Origin of the sequence: Pseudomonas sp. SC11 (assembly GCF_047039205.1) — a bacterium.
Taxonomy (GTDB): domain Bacteria; phylum Pseudomonadota; class Gammaproteobacteria; order Pseudomonadales; family Pseudomonadaceae; genus Aquipseudomonas; species Aquipseudomonas boreofloridensis.
In genome coordinates, this window is sequence record NZ_CP178183.1 from 1,355,135 (window position 1) to 1,374,553 (window position 19,419).

Here is a 19,419-nt window from a genome sequence, read left to right on the forward strand (position 1 = left end):
TGTCGAGGGCTGATCACTCAGCCCTTGGGCGCCTGCATCGAAGCCTGTTGATTGGCCTGACCGGTGCGCTCATACCAGCCACCGCCCAAGGCCTTGTACAGGTTGACCTCGCTGGTCAACTGCGACAGACGATCGCTGATCAGCGACTGCTGGGCACTGAACAGGTTGCGCTGGGCGTCGAGGAAGGTCAGGTTGCTGTCGATACCGATGCGGTAGCGGCGCTCGGCCAGGCGGTAGTAGTCCTGGTTGGCGGCCACCAGATCGCGCTGGGCCTGCAACTGTTCCTCGAAGGTCTTGCGTGCCGCCAGGCCATCGGAGACTTCCTGGAAGGCCGTCTGAATGGTCTTTTCGTACTTGGCGACGTTGATGTCCTTCTGGATCTTCGAGTAGTCCAGGCTGGCGCGCAGGCTGCCGGCGTTGAAGATTGGCAGGTTGATCTGCGGCTGGAACAGCCAGGTGCCCGAGCCGCCCTTGAATAGGCCGCCCATGTCTGGGCTCAGGGTGCCAGCATTGGCGGTCAGGCTGATGCTCGGGAAGAACGCCGCGCGCGCCGCGCCGATGTTGGCGTTGGCGGCCTTGAGCTGGTGCTCGGCTTCCTGGATGTCAGGCCGGCGTTGCAACAGGTCCGACGGCAGGCCGGCCGGGACTTGGGCGAGCTGGTCGGCATCGAGCTTGAGCGGAGCAGGCAGATCGCTCGGCACGCCGGTACCCAGCAGCACGGTCAGGCTGTTGAGGTCCTGCGCCACCAGGCGTTGGTACTGCGACAGCTTGACCCGTGCACCTTCGACGGCGGTGCGCGCCTGGCTCAGGTCGAGCGCTGACGCCACCCCCACCTCGTTGCTGCGACGGGTCAGGTTGAAGCTTTCTTCGTAGTTCTTCAGCGTGTCCTGGGTCAGCACCAGCAGCGCCTTATCGGCCTGCCAGGTGTAGTAGGCATTGGCCACGCTGGCCACCAGGCTGATTTGCGTGGAGCGCCGTGCCTGTTCGCTGGACAGGTAGATTTCCAGGGCCTGCTCGCTGAGGCTGCGTACGCGGCCGAACAGGTCCAGCTCGTAAGCGCTGACCCCGAGGGTCGCCGAGTACTGGCTGTTGATGTTCGAGCTGCCAGTCTGCGACATGTCCGCTGGCACCCGCTGGCGACTGCCGCTGCCGGTGGCCGACACCGCCGGGAACAGGTCGGCGCGCTGGATGCGGTACTGCGCACGGTAGGCGTCGATGTTCAACGCCGCCACGCGCAGGTCGCGGTTGTTGACCAGCGCGGTCTGGATCAGCTTCTGCAGCGCCGGGTCGTTGAAGAACTGGCGCCAGCCCTGCTCGGCGGCGGCCACGTCGGCCGACTCGGTCGGCGAGTAGGCCGGGCCTTGTGGCCACTGCGCGGGCACCGGAGCGTCCGGGGTCTTGTAATCGGGAATCAGCGAGCAGCCGCCGAGAATGAACGCGGTGACTGTCAGGGACAGCAAAGACTTGGTCATTGCCCAGCCTCATTACGTGGAGTTTCAGGGGTGAAGTCGTGTTCCGGCTCTTTGCTGCCGAACAGCGACGACACTGCGACGAAGAATAGCGGTACCCAGAAGATCGCCAGCACGGTTGCGCTGATCATGCCGCCGATCACGCCGGTACCGATGGCATGCTGGCTGCCCGCACCGGCGCCGCTGGCGATGGTCAACGGTACCACGCCGAGGATGAACGCCAGCGAGGTCATGATGATCGGGCGCAGACGCATGCGGCACGCCTCGATTGCCGCGTCGTACAGGCTCTTGCCCTGTTCGTGCAGCTCCTTGGCGAACTCGACGATCAGGATGGCGTTCTTTGCCGCCAGGCCGATCGTGGTCAGCAGTCCAACCAGGAAATAGACGTCGTTGGAGAGGCCGCGCAAGCTGGTGGCGATCAGCGCACCGATGATGCCCAGGGGCACGACCAGGACCACGGCGATCGGAATCGACCAGCTTTCGTACAGCGCTGCCAGGCAGAGGAACACGAACAGCAGCGACAGGGCGAACAGCGCGGGCATCTGCGAGCCAGAGAGTTTTTCCTCGTAGGACATGCCGGTCCAGGAGAAGCCCACACCGCTTGGCAACTCGCCAATGATGCGTTCGACCTCGGCCATCGCCTCACCGGTGCTGTAGCCGGGCGCCGGTGCACCGAGCACCTCGACCGCTTCCACACCGTTATAGCGCGAGAGTTTCGGCGAGCCGTAGGTCCATTCACCCTTGGCGAAGGAGGAGAACGGCACCATTTCGCCCTTGCCGTTGCGCACGTACCACTTCTGCAGGTCTTCCGGGCTCATGCGGGCATTGGCTTCACCCTGGATGTACACCTTCTTGACCCGACCGCGATCGATGAAGTCGTTGACGTAGCTGCCGCCGAGGGCGATCGACAGGGTGTTGTTGATGTCGGCGATGGTCACGCCCAAAGCGCTGGCGCGTTCGTCGTCGACGATCAGTTGGTACTGCGGTTCATCGTTCAGGCCATTCGGGCGTACCCCGGCCAGGATCTTGCTCTGCGAGGCCTTGGCGAGGAACTGGTTGCGCGCTTCCATGAGTTTCTCGTGGCCGACACCAGCACGGTCCTGAAGGAAGACGTCGAAGCCGGTTGCGTTACCCAGCTCCAGTACCGCAGGCGGGGCGAAGGCGAATACCATGGCATCGCGGAAGCCGAAGAAGTGCTGCTGCGCACGGGTCGACAGGTTGAAGACGCTGTTCTCCGACGAGCGCTCGCCCCAGGGCTTGAGCATGATGAAGGCCATGCCCGAGCTCTGGCCGCGGCCGGCGAAGTTGAAGCCGGTCACGGTGAACACCGATGACACGGTGTCGGCTTCGTCCTTGAGCAGGTACTCGCGCATCTGGTCGACCACCGCCTGGGTGCGCTCGGCACTGGAGCCGGCCGGCGTCTGCACCTGGGCGAACAGCACGCCCTGGTCTTCTTCGGGCAGGAATGCGGTGGGGATACGCATGAACAGCCAGATCATGCCCACCACGATCAGCACGTAGGCCAGCAGGAACGGGATCTTGTTGCGCAGGATGCCGCCGACGCTGCGTTCATAGCCTTGTACGCTGCGATCGAAGTTGCGGTTGAACCAACCGAAGAATCCACCCTTGGCGGTATGGTGCTCGCCTTTTTTCAGGGGCTTGAGCATGGTTGCGCACAGCGCCGGGGTGAAGACCAGTGCCACCAGCACCGACAGGCCCATGGCCGAGACGATGGTGATGGAGAACTGCCGGTAGATCACGCCAGTGGAACCGCCGAAGAAGGCCATGGGCAGCAATACCGCCGACAGCACCAGGGCGATACCCACCAAGGCGCCCTGGATCTGCTCCATCGACCGTTTGGTCGCCTCCTTGGGCGGCAACCCTTCCTCGGACATCACCCGCTCGACGTTTTCCACCACGACGATGGCGTCGTCCACCAGCAAGCCGATGGCCAGCACCATGGCGAACATGGTCAGGGTGTTGATGCTGAAACCCGCTGCGGCAAGGATGCCGAAGGTGCCCAGCAGGACCACCGGTACGGTCATCGTGGTGATGATGGTGGCGCGGAAGTTCTGCAGGAACAGGTACATCACCAGGAACACCAGCACCACCGCTTCGATCAGGGTGTGGATCACGCCGCTGATCGATTCGGTGACCACCGGGGTGGTGTCATACGGGAACACCGCCTTGACCCCTGGCGGGAAGAAAGGCTCCAGGTCCTGCACGGTCTTGCGCAGCGCTTTGGCGGTATCCAGGGCGTTTGCGCCAGTAGCCAGCTTGACTGCCAATCCGGAGGCCGGCTTGCCATTGAACTGGGCGCTGACGGCATAGTTTTCGCCGCCCAGGCCAACCTTGGCCACGTCACCCAGGCGCACCTGCGAACCGTCGTTGTTGACCTTCAGCAGGATCTTCTCGAACTGCTCGGCGGTCTGCAGGCGGGTCTTGCCGATGATGGTCGCGTTGAGCTGGGTGCCAGGCATGGCAGGCAGGCCGCCCAGTTGCCCTGAGGACACCTGGACGTTCTGCGCGGTCACGGCCGTGCGCACGTCCACCGGGGTCATCTGGTATTTGTTGAGCTTGGCGGGGTCGAGCCAGATACGCATGGCGTACTGTGCACCGAACACCTGGAAGTCACCGACACCGGCGGTACGCGAGATCGGGTCCTGCATGTTGGAGACGATGTAGTTGGCCAGGTCGTCCTTGGTCATGCTGCCGTCTTCGGACACCAGGCCGATCACCAGCAGGAAGTTCTTCACCGCCTTGGTGACGCGGATACCTTGCTGTTGTACTTCCTGTGGCAGCAGGGGCGTGGCCAGGTTGAGCTTGTTCTGCACCTGGACCTGCGCCGTGTCGGCGTTGGTGCCCTGCTCGAACGTCGCGGTGATGGTCATGCTGCCGTCGGAGTTGCTCTCCGAGGACACGTAACGCAGGTTGTCGATGCCGTTGAGCTGCTGCTCGATGACCTGCACCACGGTGTCCTGCACGGTCTGCGCGGAGGCGCCCGGGTAGGTCACGGCGATGGCGATGGCCGGCGGCGCGATGCTGGGATACTGGTTGATCGGCAGCTTGAGGATTGCCAGGGCCCCGACCAGCATGATCACCAAGGCGATCACCCAGGCGAAGATCGGGCGATCGATAAAGAACTTCGACATGGTTTACTCCGCTTTGGCGTCTGCTTTCGCCGAGTTGGGCTGGTCAGGGCTGCCCGGCTTCTTGACGTTGGTGGCCTCGCTGACCTTGACCTCGGCACCTGGACGCACGTACTGCAGACCTTCGGTGATCAGGCGGTCGCCTGCCTTCAGGCCGTCCTCGACCAACCACTCGTTGCCCAAGGTGCGGGTCGCCTTGAGCTGGCGCAGTTCGACCTTGTTGTCCTGGTTCACCACCAGCGCGGTGGCCGCGCCCTTGAGGTCGCGGGTCACCCCTTGCTGGGGCGCCAGGATCGCGTTGGCGTTGACCCCAGCCTGCAGGCGCGCATGCACGAACATGCCTGGCAGCAGCGTGTGGTCCGGGTTGGGGAAGACGGCGCGCAGGGTCACGGAACCGGTGGACTCGTCGACCGAGACCTCGGAAAACTCCAGGCGACCTTCGCGCGCGAACGTGCTGCCATCTTCGAGAATCAGCTGGACCTTGGCGGCGTTCTCGCCGGCTTTCTGCAACTGCCCGCTCTCCAGGTCGCGGCGCAGCTTGAGCAGTTCGGCGGTGGACTGGGTAACGTCGACGTAGATCGGGTCGAGTTGCTGGATAGTGGCCAGGGCGTTGCTCTGGCCATTGCTCACCAGCGCGCCTTCAGTGACCGCCGAGCGACCGATGCGGCCGCTGATCGGTGCCAGTACCTTGGTGTAGCGCAGGTCGATCTGCGCGCTCTTGAGTGTGGCCTCGGCCTGCAGACGCTTGGCATTGGCGTCGTCGTATTCCTGCTTGGACACCGCCTGCTCATCGATCAACTGCTTGTAGCGCCCGGCCAGCGAGCGTGTGGCCTGCAGGTTGGCCTGGGCATTGCCCAGGTTGGCTTCGTACACCGCAGGGTCGATCTGGTAGAGCTGCTGCCCTTCCTTGACGTCGCTGCCTTCCTTGAACAGGCGCTTGAGAATGATGCCGTTGACCTGTGGCCGAACTTCGGCCACGCGGTAGGCGCTGGTACGCCCCGGCAGTTCCGATGTCAGGGTGAAGGCTTGGGGCTGCAAGGTGACGACGCCGACCTGAGGCGTCTGCGCGGCAGGCGGGGCCTCTTCTTTCTTGCAGCCACTGAGCAGGGTGGCCAAGGCGACGGCGGATACCAGGGCGGTAACGGCTGGCTTGAAGTGCATGAGGATCCTCGGGTCGCAGGAGCAGGGGGAGCTCAAGAATAGTGGAAGAGTATTGTCAGAAAAAACGCTATTCGGTGGATAAGTAGCTTACTAACGAATATACTTACATTCATGGTTGTTTGTAAATAGCGCGGTGGTGGTATCAGGCTACTACCGCAATACGTGATCAATGCATTCGGGACCCGCCCTGCAGAGGCGCGCCCGGTACAACCCGCGCGCCCATCGCGTGGGGTTCTGATGAGGTTGAGCTGCCATGGTTCGTCGTACCAAAGAGGAAGCACAGGAGACTCGCGCGCAGATCATCGACGCGGCCGAGCGCGCCTTCTACAAGCGTGGCGTCGCTCGTACCACACTGGCCGATATCGCCGAGATCGCCGGCGTGACCCGCGGTGCGATCTACTGGCACTTCAGCAACAAAGCCGACCTGGTGCAGGCGCTGCTCGACAGCCTGCACGAAACCCATGACCACCTGGCACGCGCTGGCGAGAGCGAGGACGAACCCGACCCGCTCGGCTGCATGCGCAAACTGCTGGTGCAAGTGTTCAGCGAGCTGGTGCTCGACGCCCGGACCCGGCGCATCAATGAGATCTTGCATCACAAGTGCGAGTTCACCGATGAAATGTGTGAAATCCGCCAGCAACGGCAGCAGGCTGTCGCCGAATGCCACGATGGCATCAGCAGAACCTTGGCCAATGCCGCTCGGCGCGGCCAGTTACCCGTCGATCTGGATACCGAGCGGGCGGCCATCGCCATGTTTGCCTACATCGACGGTCTGATCGGGCGCTGGCTGCTACTGCCGGACAGCTTCGAGCTGTTGCGCGATGCGGACAAATGGGTCGATGCAGGGCTGGATATGCTGCGCTTGAGCCCCGCGCTGCGCAAATAAGACTTTGTGAAGGTTTGTGAGGAAGTCTTTCCCCGCAGGATTAACGGGGGATTATCGAGCCTGATGCGCTCTCAGTCATGACCGCGCAGCTGTCGATCCGGCAATACCAGCGCCGCGACCAGCCCCAGCACCGCGACCCCTGCACTGGCCAGCAGCAGATAGCTGAATGTCTGCGTCAGGTGCGCCTGATTCGACGCATCGGCCACGCTACCTTGGAGGCTGCCGAGCAAAGGATTACCGACGCTGTGCAATCCGCCGACCTCCAACAGCGCCAGCAACAGGCTGGACATGCAGGCTACGCCCATTGCACCGCCTAACGAGCGGAACAGATTGGTGGTGCTGGTGGCCACGCCGATGTCCTTGATGTCCACCGCGCTCTGCGTGCCCACCAGCGAAGTGGGAAACTGCAATCCGCAGGCGATGCCGGTCAGCAGCATGAACGCCCCGCTCAGCCAGACGGACTGCGGCGCGGTCAGGGCCATGCCGACGATGGCCAACGGCATCAGCACCGCACCAGCCAGAATCTGCGGTTTATAGCGCCCGGTGAGGCTGGTCAGGCGGCCGCCGGTGAACGCCCCCAGCGGCAGTCCCATGGCCAGAGGCAATAGATGCAGTGCTGCGCTGTCGGCCCCGGCCCCCGTAATGCTCTGCAAGCGCAGCGGCATGAGCATGGTTAAAGAAATCGACTGGAAGCTGGCGAAGAAAATCACGCACCAGCACAACACCGCCACCCGATTGCCGAACAGTTTCAAGGGCAACAGCGGCTCTGGGCAGCGCCGTTCATGGGCGATGAACAGTGACACGCCCAGCGCTGCGCAGCCGAACAGGACCAGCACCGCCGGCGCGGTCCAGGCTGCGCCCTGGCCGACCAGGGTAATGCCCAGCAGCAGGCTGCCCAGCCCGACGGTCAGCAACAGCGCGCCGAGATAGTCGACCTGCGCCTGCCGCCGTCTGACCGGCATTCCCTGCAACGCGCGGCGGATCACCCACCACGCGCACACGCCCAGCGGCAGGTTGATCCAGAACACCCAGCGCCACGACAGATACGCGGTGAGCCAGCCGCCCAGCACCGGGCCGGCAACGCTGGCCAGCGCATACATGCTGCTGAAGTAGCCTTGATAGCGCCCGCGTTCACGCGGCGGCACGAAGTCGCCAATGATCGCCTGGCTCACCGAGACCATGCCGCCTGCGCCGATGCCTTGCAGCACGCGCGCCAGCACCAGTTGCTCCATATTCTGCGCCAGGGCACAGCCGATCGAGGCCAGGGTGAACACGGCGGTACCGGTGAGGATCATCCGGCGCCGACCATACAGGTCGCCGAGCTTGCCGTAGATGGGCACCGCCACGGTCATGGCCACCATGTAGCCGGAAATCACCCAGGCCAGCAGGCCCACGTCGTTGAACTGCGCGGAAATGGCGGGCAGGGAAACAGCGACGATGGTCTGGTCCAGGGCGCCGAGAAGAATCGCCAGCATCAGCGCGCTGAGCACGCTGCGCAAGACGGCGGGGGGCAGGGCGGCGGTCACGGTTCACACCTTCTGGTCGGGTGATGAAGAAAAGCGCGTCGCCAGCCCTCATGAAAAGTGCGGGGCCGTGGCGAGCGTGTCGCAAAGTGTAACCTGAGTTAGGTAGCTTCCTATGTACTACCTGCATCGCCTATGCGCGATCGGCATACCTGCTTTCACCCGGAGTATCAGGGCAGCGTGATATCGTGGGCGATCAAAGCAGCCGAAATACACTGGATTGCACCCATTTGGTGCACATTGCTCCAGGTTTCCGCATCGCCGTATTCCCACGCCGTCTATTCCACTCTCTGCATGGTGCCTGTGATCATCACCACACCCGGCAACGTGTTTCCCGGCAGGAGTCGGTAGTCAGCCAGTTCGAATTCCATCTTCATGCGGAGTGACCATGCCCAAAGCGTCCCACCAAGATCTGCGTTTTGCCTTTCGCGAACTCCTCGCCTCAGGTTCGTGCTATCACACAGCGTCCGTGTTCGATCCCATGTCTGCGCGCATCGCCGCCGACCTGGGCTTCGAGGTCGGCATCCTCGGTGGTTCCGTCGCCTCGTTGCAGGTACTGGCCGCGCCTGACTTCGCCCTCATCACCCTCAGCGAATTCGTCGAGCAGGCCACCCGCATCGGCCGCGTCGCTCAACTGCCAGTACTGGCCGACGCCGACCACGGCTACGGCAATGCGTTGAATGTGATGCGCACGGTCACTGAGCTAGAGCGTGCCGGTGTCGCTGCGCTGACCATCGAAGACACCCTGCTGCCGGCCCAATTCGGCCGCAAGTCCACCGACCTGATTTCCGTGGAAGAGGGCGTTGGCAAAATTCGTGCGGCGCTCGAAGCGCGGGTCGACACCTCGCTGTCGATCATCGCCCGTACCAATGCCGGGGTACTGAGCACCGAAGAAATCATCTTCCGCACCCAGAGCTACCAGAAGGCGGGTGCCGATGGCATCTGCATGGTTGGCGTGAAGGATTTCGAGCAACTGGAGCAGATCAGCCAGCACCTGAGCGTGCCGCTGATGCTGGTCAGCTACGGCAACCCCAATCTGCGCGACGACGAGCGCCTGGCGCGCCTGGGCGTGCGCATCGTGGTGGACGGTCACGCGGCGTACTTCGCTGCCATCAAGGCGACCTACGACTGCCTGCGCCTGCAGCGCGGTCAGCAGAACAAGTCCGAGAACCTCAGCGCCACCGAGCTTTCGCACACCTATACGCAGCCCGAGGATTACATCCGCTGGGCCAAGGAGTACATGAGCGTCGAGGAGTGAGCGGCAACTGCCGCGCTACCTGAGAGCGCTCAAGGTCGCGGTGTGCGGTATGCAGTGTGCGTGGCTGCAACTGGCTGCGCTAGCGGGCTGGCTGCGCAGCAGTTCGACGCGCCAACAGGCCGAGGCGTAAAGCCCGGCCACGGCCACCAGGGCCAGGACGATGACGCAGCGTCTGGATTTGATGCCCATCTTGCCGACCTCCTGCAATGCTTACAGGGATATCTGCAAGCATAGGTCAGATGAGCCCTACCACTCCTGCTGAATGATCCTGTATTCGGCTCAGTCGCAGTCCCATTCCGAGTCGTCGCCGAAGCGTTGCGCAAGAAAGTCCAGCATGCTGCGCAAGGTCGCAGGCATGTGCTTGCGCGAGGTGTACACCGCATGCAGGTTCAGCTCACGTGGACGCGCCTGGGGCAGCACGTTGACCAGTTCGCCGCTGCGTAAGGCCGAGGCGGCCTGATAGGTCGGCAACATGGCGATGCCCGCACCCGCCTGCGCCGCCCGCTGCAAGGTCAGTGCCTCGTTGGCGCTGATATTGCCTTGCACGGGCACTGCCACCGACTCCCCGTTCACCTCGAAATGCCACACACCATGGCCGAAGTAGGCATGGGTCAGGCAATTGTGCGCGGCCAGATCCTCGACCTGCTGGGGTACGCCGTGGGCGCTGAGATAGGCAGGGCTGGCGCAGACCACCGAGCGGCAGACGGTCAGGCGTCGTGCGATCAGGTTGGGGTCCAGGTCATTGCTGGTGCGGATGGCCAGGTCGATGCGCTCTTCGATCAGATTGACCGTACGGTCGAGCATCTGCAGTTCCACCTTCACTCCGGGATAACGCTGCACATAGTCGGCGACTGCGTCGGCCAGTTGCGCGTAGCCGAACGAGGTACTGACGCTGATGCGAAGCTCGCCACGGGGGGCTTCGTCGGGCTGACGCACGGCACTTTGCAGATCCCCCGCCAACTCCAGCATTTGCCGACAGCGCGGCAGGGTTTCCTGGCCCGCCGCCGTCAGGCTCAGCTTGCGCGTGGTGCGTTGCATCAGGCGGGCGCCGACCCAGGTCTCCAGTTCGGCCAGGTAGCGCGAGACGACCGGCCTGGACAGTTGCAAATACTCCGCAGCCGCCGATTGGCTGCCGAGATCGACGACATTGACGAACACCCGCATGGCGGTAAGACGATCCATGATTCGCTCGATTTCAGAAACAAACTATGTCCAAGCATCGCATTTTTTGTAACGAATTGGGCAACTAAGCTGTGCGCAATCCTTCTCATTCACAGGATCTTCGCATGTCCGTTCTTTCCTCCCTCCGCGCCCTGCTGTTGGCCTGCGCCGCCTTGACTGGGTACGCCCAGGCCGGACCAGCCCTGCAACTGGACGTCTACAACCCCGGCCACGATGGACTGTTTCCGGTCAGCTCGGTGATCGTCAGCGGTGCACACGACGCGGTGCTGATCGACGCCCAATTCGGCAAGTCGCAGGCCGAGCAGGTGGTGCAGCGACTGCGCGCCAGCGGTAAGCGCCTGACCAGCATCTACATCAGCCATGGCGATCCGGACTACTACTTCGGTCTCGACACCCTGACGCGCGCCTTCCCCAAGGCCAAGGTGGTAGCCTCCGCCGCTACCGTTGCGCACATCCGCCAGACCCGAGAAGCCAAGCTCGCTTACTGGGGTCCGCAGATGGGCAACGACAAGCCTGCGAAGCTGATCGTGCCGCACGTGCTGCAGGGCGATCGCCTGGAACTGGAAGGTCAGACCTTGCAAGTGATGGGCCTGGATGGGCCGCAGCCGGACCGTAGTTTCGTGTGGATTCCTTCGATCAAAGCGGTGGTCGGCGGTGTGGTGGTGTCCGAGGGCATCCATGTATGGATGGCCGACACCCAGTCAGCCCAATCCCACACCGACTGGCTGGCGACCCTGGCGCACATCGAGCACCTGGCGCCGCGTACGGTGATTCCTGGCCATTACCTGGGACAGGGCAGTCGCTCGCTGGAGGCCGTGCGCTTCACGGCCGATTACATCCGCGCCTTCGACAGCGAAACCGCCAAGGCTGCCGATGCGGCGACGCTGATCACAGCCATGAAGCAGCGCTATCCGAACCTGGCCGATGAAAGCTCGCTCGAGCTCAGCGCGAAGGTCGCGAAAGGTGAAATGAAGTGGTAACCCCTTACAACCTTGATGGAGTGTTTCCCATGAGCAAGATCGCAATCATCGGTGCCACCGGCCGCGCCGGCAGCCAGTTGCTGGAAGAGGCCGTGCGCCGGGGCCATCAGGTGGTCGCCATCGCTCGCGACCCGTCGTCGCTGCAAGGACGTCCAGGCGTCACGGTCAAGGCGCTGGACGCCAAAGACGGTGACGCACTGCAAGCGGCCGTCAGCGGCGTCGATGCGGTGTTGAGTGCCGCGCATTTCTCCACCCTCGAACCCCAGGCAATCATCGGCCCGGTCAAGCGCGCCGGGGTCAAGCGCCTGCTGGTGGTCGGCGGTGCCGGTAGTTTGCTGCTGCCGTCCGGGCAACGGGTGATCGACAGCCCTGACTTTCCGGACGCCTACAAGGCCGAAGCGAGTGCCGGGGTACGCTTTCTCGACGCACTGCGCCAAGCGTCGGAGCTGGACTGGACCTTCCTCTCGCCCTCGGCCGAATTCGTCGAAGGCGAGCGCAGCGGGCGCTACACCTTGGGCCTGGACCATCTGCTGATCGGCGCCGACGGCAGGAGCTGGATCACCTTCGCCGACTATGCCATCGCCCTGATCGACGAGCTGGAGAAGCCGGCCCATTCGCGTCAGCGTTTCACCGTCGGTTACTGATTCGCCGCTAGCTGGCACCCGAGCGCAAGCGCGCCATGTCGCGGATCGGCGGTGCGCCGTAGAGCCGGCTGTACTCACGGCTGAACTGCGAAGGGCTTTCATAGCCCACTCGGTAACCTGCCACCGCGGCCTCCAGGCCATCGTTGATCATCAGCCGCCGCGCCTCCTGCAGGCGCAGTTGCTTTTGATACTGCAGCGGGCTCATGGAGGTCACGGCCTTGAACCGATGGTGCAAGGTCGAGGTACTCAGGTTCACTTCCCGGGCCAACTCCTCGATGCGCAGCGGTAAGTGAAAATGCTGGTTGAGCCAGGTGATCGCCTGGCTCACCCGGTGCGTCTGGCTGTTGGCCAGGGCGATTTCGTACAGCCGATGCCCCTGCGGGCCGCGTAGCAGACGATAAAGGATCTCGCGGCGAAACAACGGAGCAAGCATCGGGATATCACGCGGGGTGTCGAGCAGGCGTACCAAGCGCAGCAGGGCATCGAGCAGCGACGGGTCGGTGCGCTCCACGTACAGCCCGAGCCCGGACTGCACGTTGGGCACCAGCATCGGGCCGCTTTCGGCGATCAACTGGCTGATCTCGGCGGCGTCCAGGTCAATGCGCAGGCCCAGCACCGGCTGTTGCGGGCTGGCGTCCAGGCGCACCCGACTGATCGGCATGGCCACCGACACCACCATGTAGTGCAGGGGGTCGTAGGCATACTGCTGATCACCCAGGAACAGGCTCTTGCTGCCCTGGGCCATCACGCACAGCGCGGGCAGCGCCAGTCCGGGCTTGGAGCGGATGTTGTCGGTGTAGCGTGACAGGTACAACTGCTCGATGGCCGAGGGCGGTCCATGAGGATCGCCGGCGTGCCGCAGGATCAGGTCAGCGAGTTCCTGACGCTGGCGCTCCAGGGTCGGATCGAGGGCGGCGAGGGCTGTGGTCATGGTCGAATTCCTTCAGGGACGGGGCCAGCATAGGTTTGGGCAACGCCAAGCGCTAGCCGGATACTGCCGGTCGATTGCCTGATCCTGCACGCTGACAGGATCAGGCAATCGACCGGCAGTTTTGGCCTAACGCCCCGCATCGGGCGGATCCTAATCTTGGCAGCCTGGCTTTCCCGTCTCGCCGGCTTTCAAGGAGATCGATCATGACCCTGCAGCAACCGGTCACCCACTTGGCTTTCATCCGTGCCAGCCGCGGCCGCTCGGCAGAACTCGGCATGCGCCTGCGCGATCTGCTCGAGCCTTCGCAGCGCAGTCCCGGCTGCCTGGCCTTCAGCGTGCAGCGCTCGCAGGCCGATGCCGACCTCTGGCTGCTCACCGGCAGTTGGCAGGACCAGCAGGCCATGAGTCGCTACTTCGCCTCGCCCACACTCACGCTGTTCGGCGACCTGGTGCAGGAGCGGGTGGTGGCAAGCATGGACCTGCACACCTTCGACTGACCACATCGGTCTTCCGCTTGCAGTAGAATCGCGCCCTTCGATCGACTGCTGGAGGGCAGTAATGGCACGCAGAGAATTCCCAGGTTTCGAAGCCGTTTCGGCGATGGTTCCAGCCGAAGGCGGTGGCTATCACCCGGCAATCGCGGTGAAAGCCCTGAACGGCGGCGGTGCACCGCGTTTTCACAAGATCCTCGAGGGCCAGGTACTGGCCTCGGCAGTGGCGACCGATGCGGCCGCCAGCGCTGAACTGGAGCGCCTGCAGGGCGTCGATGACGCGGGTGAACTGATCTGGTGATCAGGCCTGTGGGCGACGCATCTGGAACAGGTTGCCCAGTTCGAAGTAGTCCGCCGGGCCGCCGCCACGCAGGATAGGCTCGGCGGCGGCGGTGTCATAGAGACCGTCCTTGAGCAGGTGCTCGGCGATGTGCACGGCGACCACTTCGCCCAGGATCAACCAACTAGGCACCAGCGCTTGGTCGGCGCGCTTGAGCTGCACGATCTGCGTGACCTTGCACTCGAAGTTCACCGGGCTTTCGCCCACACGCGGCACGCTCACCACCTTCGAGGCGGCGGGTGTCAGGCCGCTCAGGTCGAACTCATCGACGTCGGCCGCGACCGCTGCACAGCTCTGGTTCATCTGCTCGGCCAAAGGGCGGGTGGCCAGGTTCCAGACGAACTCGCCCGTCTGTTCGATGTTGTTCAGGCTGTCTTTGCGACCGACGCTGCAGAAGCCGATGATCGGTGGGATGTAGTTGAAGGCGTTGAAGAAACTGTAAGGCGCCAGGTTCAGGCGGCCGTCGCGGTCATGGGAGGAGATCCAGCCGATGGGGCGGGGACCGACGATGGCGTTGAAGGGGTCATGGGGTAGGCCGTGGCCTAGGGCGGGTTCGTAGTAGTACATCGGTACAGGGCCGCGGCCCTTCCTCTGGGATGAACGAAGCGCCTAGTGTGCCAAGCCTTGGCTGGGGTGGGAATGGTCTGAAACGCAGGCCGGAATCGCGAGTGCGACCCCGGCCCCGAGCACTGTCACTCAGTCAGTGGTGATGCGCGAGTGCTGCTTGGTGTCCTTCATGGTCGCGTAGACCAGCAGCGAGCACGCGATGCAGCCGGTGACGTACCAGTAGAAGCCGGTCTCCATGCCGATGCTCTTGAACCACAGCGCCACGTACTCGGCCGTGCCGCCGAAGATCGACACGGTCAATGCATATGGCAGGCCCACGCCCAGGGCGCGAATCTCGGTGGGGAACAGCTCGGCCTTGACCACCGCGTTGATCGAGGTATAGCCGCTGACGATGATCAGTGCCGCCATGATCAGAGAGAACGCGCCCCACCAGCTCTGGATGGTGTGCAGGGTGCTGAGGATCGGCACGGTGAACAGCGTACCGAGCACGCCGAAGGCGATCAGGATCGGACGTCGACCAATCTTGTCGGACAACCCGCCGATGATCGGTTGCAGGCACATGAACAGGAACAGCGTCGCGGCCGAGATCGTCGTCGAGTCGCTGATGCTCATGCCCACCGTGTTGACCAGGTACTTTTGCATGTAGGTGGTGTAGGTGTAGAAGGCCAGGGTGCCGCCCATGGTCAGGCCGACCACGGTCAGCAGTTCCTTGGGATGGCGCATCAGGGTGCGCATCAGGCTTTCCTTGGATTTCTCCTTCTTGGTGAAGGAGGCGGTCTCTTCCATGCCGCGGCGCAGGTACAGCGCCACCACTGCACACAGCGCGCCGATCACGAACGGTACGCGCCAGCCCCAGGCGTACAGCTGCTCGGTGGTCAGGGTGTTCTGCAGGATGATCAGCACCGCCAGGGCGATCAGCTGGCCGGAAATCAAGGTCACGTACTGGAAGCTGGAGAAGAAGCCGCGACGCTCCTTGCTGGCCATCTCGCTGAGGTAGGTGGCGGAAGTGCCGTATTCGCCGCCGACCGACAACCCCTGCATCAGGCGCGCGATGACCAGCAGCACGGGCGCTGCGACGCCGATGGTTTCATAGCCGGGAGTCAAGGCGATGACCAGCGAGCCGGCGCACATCAGCAGGACCGAGGCCATCAGCGCCGCCTTGCGGCCCTTGCGGTCGGCGTACAGGCCCATCAGCCAACCGCCGATCGGACGCATGAGGAAGCCCACGGCGAAGATGGCGGCGGTATTGAGCAATTGTGCGGTGGTGTCGCCAGCCGGGAAGAAGGCCTTGGCGAAGTACAGCGAGAAGGCGGCGTAGACGTACCAGTCGTACCATTCGACCATGTTGCCGATCGATCCGCTGAAGATCGATTTCAGTCGACTGGCGGTGGTCTTTTCGGCAGCGGGCGCAGTGGCCGCCCCAGTGGGCAGGGTGGTGGCGTTATCCATCAGGGGATACCTTTTTCGTTGTTTTTGTGAGACGCGCAGGGTCGCGCTTGAAAAAGGGATTGCAGAAGCTGTGCCAAATAGGAGCATGCTGCGCCGTTTCAGGGCGCTAGGCCTCGTGGCTGAGGCCTTGGCAGGATTTCCCGCTGCAATTTTACATGGCACGTATGGCCCGTCATGAGCGGATTTCCGCTTATCTAAGCGCGGTCGTGGGCAATAATCCGCTCATTGAGGATCGAGAAAATCCTCACGGGTCAGGCCATGACGCTGCATTTTCTCGTTGAGCGTGCGTCGCGGTAGCTGCAATGCCTCCATCACCGCCTTGATTTCCCCCCCATGCTGACGCAGCGCCGCGCGCAGGCACTGTGCCTCGAAGGCCTCCATTTGCTCGCTGAGCGAGTGCGCGCCCGGCGCAGGTTCGACCGGTGTCGAGTCCAGACCCAGGGCATGGCGTTCGGCGGCATTGGCCAGTTCCCGCACGTTGCCCGGCCATTCGCGCGCCAGCAACTGCGCCAGCATCGCGCCAGACAGCGGCGGGGCACTGCGGCCCAGACGCTCGGCGGCGGTGCGCACGAAGTGCTCGAACAGCAGGGGGATGTCCTCGCGCCGTTCGCGCAGGGGCGCCAGCCGCAGCTCGGCGACGTTCAGACGATAGGCCAGGTCTTCGCGAAAGCGCCCGGCGCGGGCCTCTTCGAGCAGATCGGGTTTGGTCGCGGCAATGATCCGCAGGTCGACGCGGATGCTCTGATTGCCACCCAGGCGTTCCAGTGTGTGCTCCTGAATCACTCGCAGCAGCTTGGCCTGCTGGGCCAGCGGCATGCTTTCGATTTCATCGAGAAACAGCGTGCCGCCATTGGCATATTCCAGCTTGCCGATGCGCTTGCCCTGGGCGCCGGTGAACGCACCGCTCTCGTGGCCGAACAGTTCGGCTTCGAACAGCGCTTCGGGGATGGCGGCGCAGTTCAGTGCCACGAAGGGTTTTTCTGACCGTGGACCGAAGTCATGCAGGCAGCGCGCCACGCGTTCCTTGCCGCTGCCGGTGTCGCCGCGAATCAGCACGTTGACCGGCAGTGCGGCCAACTCCAGCACCTGGCGGCGCAACTGCTGCAAGCCTTGCGACATGCCGAGCAAGGTGCCTTGCAGGCGTTCCTTCAAATCGGCCTGTTGGTGCAATGCGCGGTTGGCCAGCACCAATTGGCGTTTCTCCAGCGCCCGGCGCAAGCTGCCCAGCAGGTGCTGCGGTGTGAAGGGCTTTTCCAGGAAGTCGTAGGCGCCGTTGCGCATGGCGTCCACCGCCATGGGCACGTCGCCGTGGCCGGTGAGCAGGATCACCGGCAGTTCGGCGTCCAGTGTGTGCAAGCGTTCGAGCAACTGCAGGCCATCCATGCCCGGCATGCGCACATCGCTGATGACCACCCCGGGAAAGTGAGGGGGCAGTTGCGCCAGGCACTCTTCGGCTCGGGCGAACAGTTGCACGCTGAAGCCGGACAAGCTCAGCCACTGCTCGACCGCCGTGCGGATGCTCGCTTCGTCGTCGACGACGATCACTGAATTCAACATGCAGGCTCCAGGTCGCGGGGCAGGGTCAGGGTGAAGCGGGCGCCGCCAGGCAGATTGTCGACCTGCAACTGACCGCCCGCCTCATGGACGATGCCATAGGAAATCGCCAGGCCCAAGCCCAGGCCTTCGCCCACGGGCTTGGTGGTGAAGAACGGGTCGAAAACCTTGGCCAGATCGGCCTGGGCGATGCCGCCGCCGGAGTCGAGTACGCTCAGATGCCACTGCCCGTCGCCGGCTTCGATGCGGATTTCCAGACGCTTGTAAGGCTTGTCGAGCATGGCGTCGAGGGCGTTGCGCAGCAGGTTGATCAGCACCTGCTCCAGACGGATCGCATCGCCGCGCACCCAGGCCGGGCGCGCCAGATACAGCGCCACCTCGACCTGCTCACTGCGTAGACGTGTGTCCATGAGTTCCAGCGCCTGGTCGACCACACCGGCCAGGTCCAGCCGTTCGCGCAGCCCGCCGGGGCTGTTGCGGGCGAAGGTCTTCAAGTGGCCGGTGAGCGCGGCCATGCGCGTGAGCATGTGTTCCAGCGGCTCCAGTGCCTCGCGCGCCTGTTCGATACGACCGTGGTCGAGCAGCAGGCGCAGGGTCTCCAGTTGCATGCGCTGGGTGGTCAGTGGCTGGTTGATTTCATGGGCCAGGGCCGCCGACATCTGCCCCAGCGCGGCCAGTTTGGCCGACTGCACCAGACCTTCCTGGGCGGTGCGCAGCTCGCGGGTGCGGGCTTCCACCAGACGCGTCAGCTCCTCGCGACTGCGTTGGCGCAGGCGGGCGATGCGCAGGCGCTGGCTGACGAACAGCACGGCAAAGGCCAGGCTCAACCACACCGCCGCGCCGAGCAAGGCGGCGTTGCGGGCGTCCTCGCTCACCTGGGGTTTGCGCAGCAGGTGCAGGGTCCAGCCCTCGGTGGTCAGCGGCAGGCTTTCCCAGAGGTAGTCGGCGCTGCCCTCCGGCCCCTTCACCCGGCGCAGCGTGCTGCGCTCGTCGAAGCGGCTGAGCAACTGATGCTGCAGCGGTATCAGCGGTTGCTTGTCGTACTGGCGGGTCTGGGCCAGTTCGGCGCGGTCGTCGTCGCTCAACGGCAGCAGCTCACGGTAGCGCCAGCCATTCTGGTTGGCGATGAAAGTGATCCCGCGCGCGTCGCTGACCAGCAACACGTCGTCGTTGCCTTGCCGCCATTCCCGTTCGAGCTCGGGAAATTCGAGCTTGACCACCATCGCACCGAGGAAGCGTCCCTGTTCGTCGGTCACGGCGCTGGAGAGGAAGTAGCCGGGCACGCCACTGGTCACGCCGACGGCATAGAAGCTGCCGCGCCCCTGCACGCGGGTCTGCTTGAAGTAAGGGCGAAAGCCGTAGTTGGAGCCGACGTAGGTGGTCGGCAGGCGCCAGTTGCTGGCGGCCACCGCCAGTCCGGTATGGTCCAGCAGCTCCAGGGTGGAGGAATTGGCCGCGCCGTTGATGCGTTCGAGCTTGTGGTTGAGCACGCGCTGCAGGGGTTCGCCGACCGGGCCGCGCAGCGCGTCGATCAACTGCGGGTCGAGCGCCAGTACCGCGGGCAGGGCGCGGTAGCGTTCGATCAGCGTGTGCAGGCCATTGGCGTAGAGCGTCAATTGTTCGCTGGCCCGACGTGCATCGGCCTGCATCGCCTGGCGCTTGGCGTGCTGCATGGCCCAACTGGCGCTCAGGGCGGTGCCGATCAGGATCAGCAGGATGATCAGGCCCAGACGTAGGGCGCGCAGGGGTGAGGGCATGGGTGGATCCTGGGGGGGCTGTTGGCCGTGTCGAACCTAGGCCGCTCCTGCAGATCCCTTGCAGGAGCGGTACCTGCG

The 19,419-nt window shown here is 63.9% G+C and carries 17 protein-coding genes; 6 read left to right on the forward strand and 11 right to left on the reverse strand.

Translation table 11 applies throughout. The features are described 5' to 3' along the window. Positions 1-17 precede the first annotated feature (17 nt). The 3 genes from ACK2SD_RS06220 to ACK2SD_RS06230 are packed head-to-tail and all read right to left on the reverse strand — an operon-like array spanning position 18 to position 5,779. Complete coding sequence (locus ACK2SD_RS06220) at positions 18-1,472, reverse strand: AdeC/AdeK/OprM family multidrug efflux complex outer membrane factor (protein WP_039579666.1); 1,455 nt, start codon at positions 1,470-1,472, stop codon at positions 18-20. Next, complete coding sequence (gene ttgB / locus ACK2SD_RS06225) at positions 1,469-4,621, reverse strand: multidrug efflux RND transporter permease subunit TtgB (protein ID WP_295485646.1); 3,153 nt, start codon at positions 4,619-4,621, stop codon at positions 1,469-1,471. Before ttgB ends, ACK2SD_RS06220 begins: the two co-directional genes overlap by 4 nt. Positions 4,622-4,624: 3 nt before the next feature. Next, a complete protein-coding gene (locus tag ACK2SD_RS06230; protein WP_039579661.1) occupies positions 4,625-5,779 on the reverse strand; it encodes an efflux RND transporter periplasmic adaptor subunit in 1,155 nt (384 codons plus the stop codon). Between the two features lie 253 nt (positions 5,780-6,032). On the opposite strand from ACK2SD_RS06230, the gene ACK2SD_RS06235 reads away from it, so the two are divergent. Continuing rightward, positions 6,033-6,665: a TetR family transcriptional regulator gene (locus ACK2SD_RS06235; protein WP_029612890.1), complete on the forward strand. Its 633-nt coding sequence runs from the start codon at positions 6,033-6,035 to the stop codon at positions 6,663-6,665. A 71-nt stretch (positions 6,666-6,736) separates the two neighbouring features. Here the strand turns inward: ACK2SD_RS06235 and ACK2SD_RS06240 are convergent, their stop codons facing one another. Next, positions 6,737-8,191, reverse strand: coding sequence for an MDR family MFS transporter (locus ACK2SD_RS06240; protein WP_412461639.1), 1,455 nt, complete (start codon positions 8,189-8,191; stop codon positions 6,737-6,739). Between the two features lie 385 nt (positions 8,192-8,576). Here ACK2SD_RS06240 and ACK2SD_RS06245 point away from each other — a divergent pair, with 385 nt between their 5' ends. Then, entirely contained in the window at positions 8,577-9,446 is an 870-nt protein-coding gene (locus ACK2SD_RS06245; protein ID WP_039579656.1) for an isocitrate lyase/PEP mutase family protein, read from the forward strand. A 15-nt stretch (positions 9,447-9,461) separates the two neighbouring features. Here ACK2SD_RS06245 and ACK2SD_RS06250 read toward each other — a convergent pair whose 3' ends face one another. Then, positions 9,462-9,635 carry a hypothetical protein gene (locus ACK2SD_RS06250; RefSeq protein WP_162889558.1) on the reverse strand — a complete coding sequence of 58 codons (174 nt, stop codon included), beginning with the start codon at positions 9,633-9,635 and terminating at the stop codon, positions 9,462-9,464. A 90-nt stretch (positions 9,636-9,725) separates the two neighbouring features. Then, positions 9,726-10,628, reverse strand: coding sequence for a LysR family transcriptional regulator (locus tag ACK2SD_RS06255; RefSeq protein ID WP_116888911.1), 903 nt, complete (start codon positions 10,626-10,628; stop codon positions 9,726-9,728). 104 nt (positions 10,629-10,732) lie between these two features. Between ACK2SD_RS06255 and ACK2SD_RS06260 the strand changes: the two genes are divergently transcribed. Next, positions 10,733-11,608, forward strand: a complete 876-nt coding sequence (locus ACK2SD_RS06260) for an MBL fold metallo-hydrolase (protein WP_412461640.1) — start codon at positions 10,733-10,735, stop codon at positions 11,606-11,608. A gap of 29 nt (positions 11,609-11,637) precedes the next feature. After that, the gene (locus tag ACK2SD_RS06265; RefSeq protein WP_029612883.1) at positions 11,638-12,252 is read left to right on the forward strand and encodes an NAD(P)-dependent oxidoreductase; all 615 of its coding nucleotides are present in this window, start codon (positions 11,638-11,640) and stop codon (positions 12,250-12,252) included. 7 nt (positions 12,253-12,259) lie between these two features. On the opposite strand, the gene ACK2SD_RS06270 is transcribed toward ACK2SD_RS06265, so the two are convergent. Then, on the reverse strand, positions 12,260-13,183 hold the full coding sequence (locus tag ACK2SD_RS06270) for an AraC family transcriptional regulator (protein ID WP_039579648.1): 924 nt from the start codon (positions 13,181-13,183) through the stop codon (positions 12,260-12,262). A 203-nt stretch (positions 13,184-13,386) separates the two neighbouring features. Here ACK2SD_RS06270 and ACK2SD_RS06275 point away from each other — a divergent pair, with 203 nt between their 5' ends. Both ACK2SD_RS06275 and ACK2SD_RS06280 read left to right on the forward strand, forming a co-directional pair. Then, the gene (locus ACK2SD_RS06275) at positions 13,387-13,680 is read left to right on the forward strand and encodes a putative quinol monooxygenase (RefSeq protein ID WP_029615039.1); all 294 of its coding nucleotides are present in this window, start codon (positions 13,387-13,389) and stop codon (positions 13,678-13,680) included. Positions 13,681-13,741: 61 nt separating this feature from the next. Further along, on the forward strand, positions 13,742-13,975 hold the full coding sequence (locus tag ACK2SD_RS06280) for a hypothetical protein (protein ID WP_039579645.1): 234 nt from the start codon (positions 13,742-13,744) through the stop codon (positions 13,973-13,975). Here the strand turns inward: ACK2SD_RS06280 and ACK2SD_RS06285 are convergent, their stop codons facing one another. The 4 genes from ACK2SD_RS06285 to ACK2SD_RS06300 all read right to left on the reverse strand — a co-directional run bounded on the left by ACK2SD_RS06285 (position 13,976) and on the right by ACK2SD_RS06300 (position 19,341). Further along, positions 13,976-14,581 carry a flavin reductase family protein gene (locus ACK2SD_RS06285; RefSeq protein WP_342650721.1) on the reverse strand — a complete coding sequence of 202 codons (606 nt, stop codon included), beginning with the start codon at positions 14,579-14,581 and terminating at the stop codon, positions 13,976-13,978. A gap of 129 nt (positions 14,582-14,710) precedes the next feature. Beyond that, complete coding sequence (locus tag ACK2SD_RS06290) at positions 14,711-16,030, reverse strand: MFS transporter (RefSeq protein ID WP_412461641.1); 1,320 nt, start codon at positions 16,028-16,030, stop codon at positions 14,711-14,713. Between the two features lie 222 nt (positions 16,031-16,252). Beyond that, entirely contained in the window at positions 16,253-17,587 is a 1,335-nt protein-coding gene (locus tag ACK2SD_RS06295) for a sigma-54-dependent transcriptional regulator (protein ID WP_412461642.1), read from the reverse strand. Further along, positions 17,581-19,341, reverse strand: a complete 1,761-nt coding sequence (locus ACK2SD_RS06300; RefSeq protein ID WP_412461643.1) for a sensor histidine kinase — start codon at positions 19,339-19,341, stop codon at positions 17,581-17,583. The genes ACK2SD_RS06295 and ACK2SD_RS06300 overlap by 7 nt, the downstream gene beginning before the upstream one ends. Between the last annotated feature and the right edge of the window lie 78 nt (positions 19,342-19,419).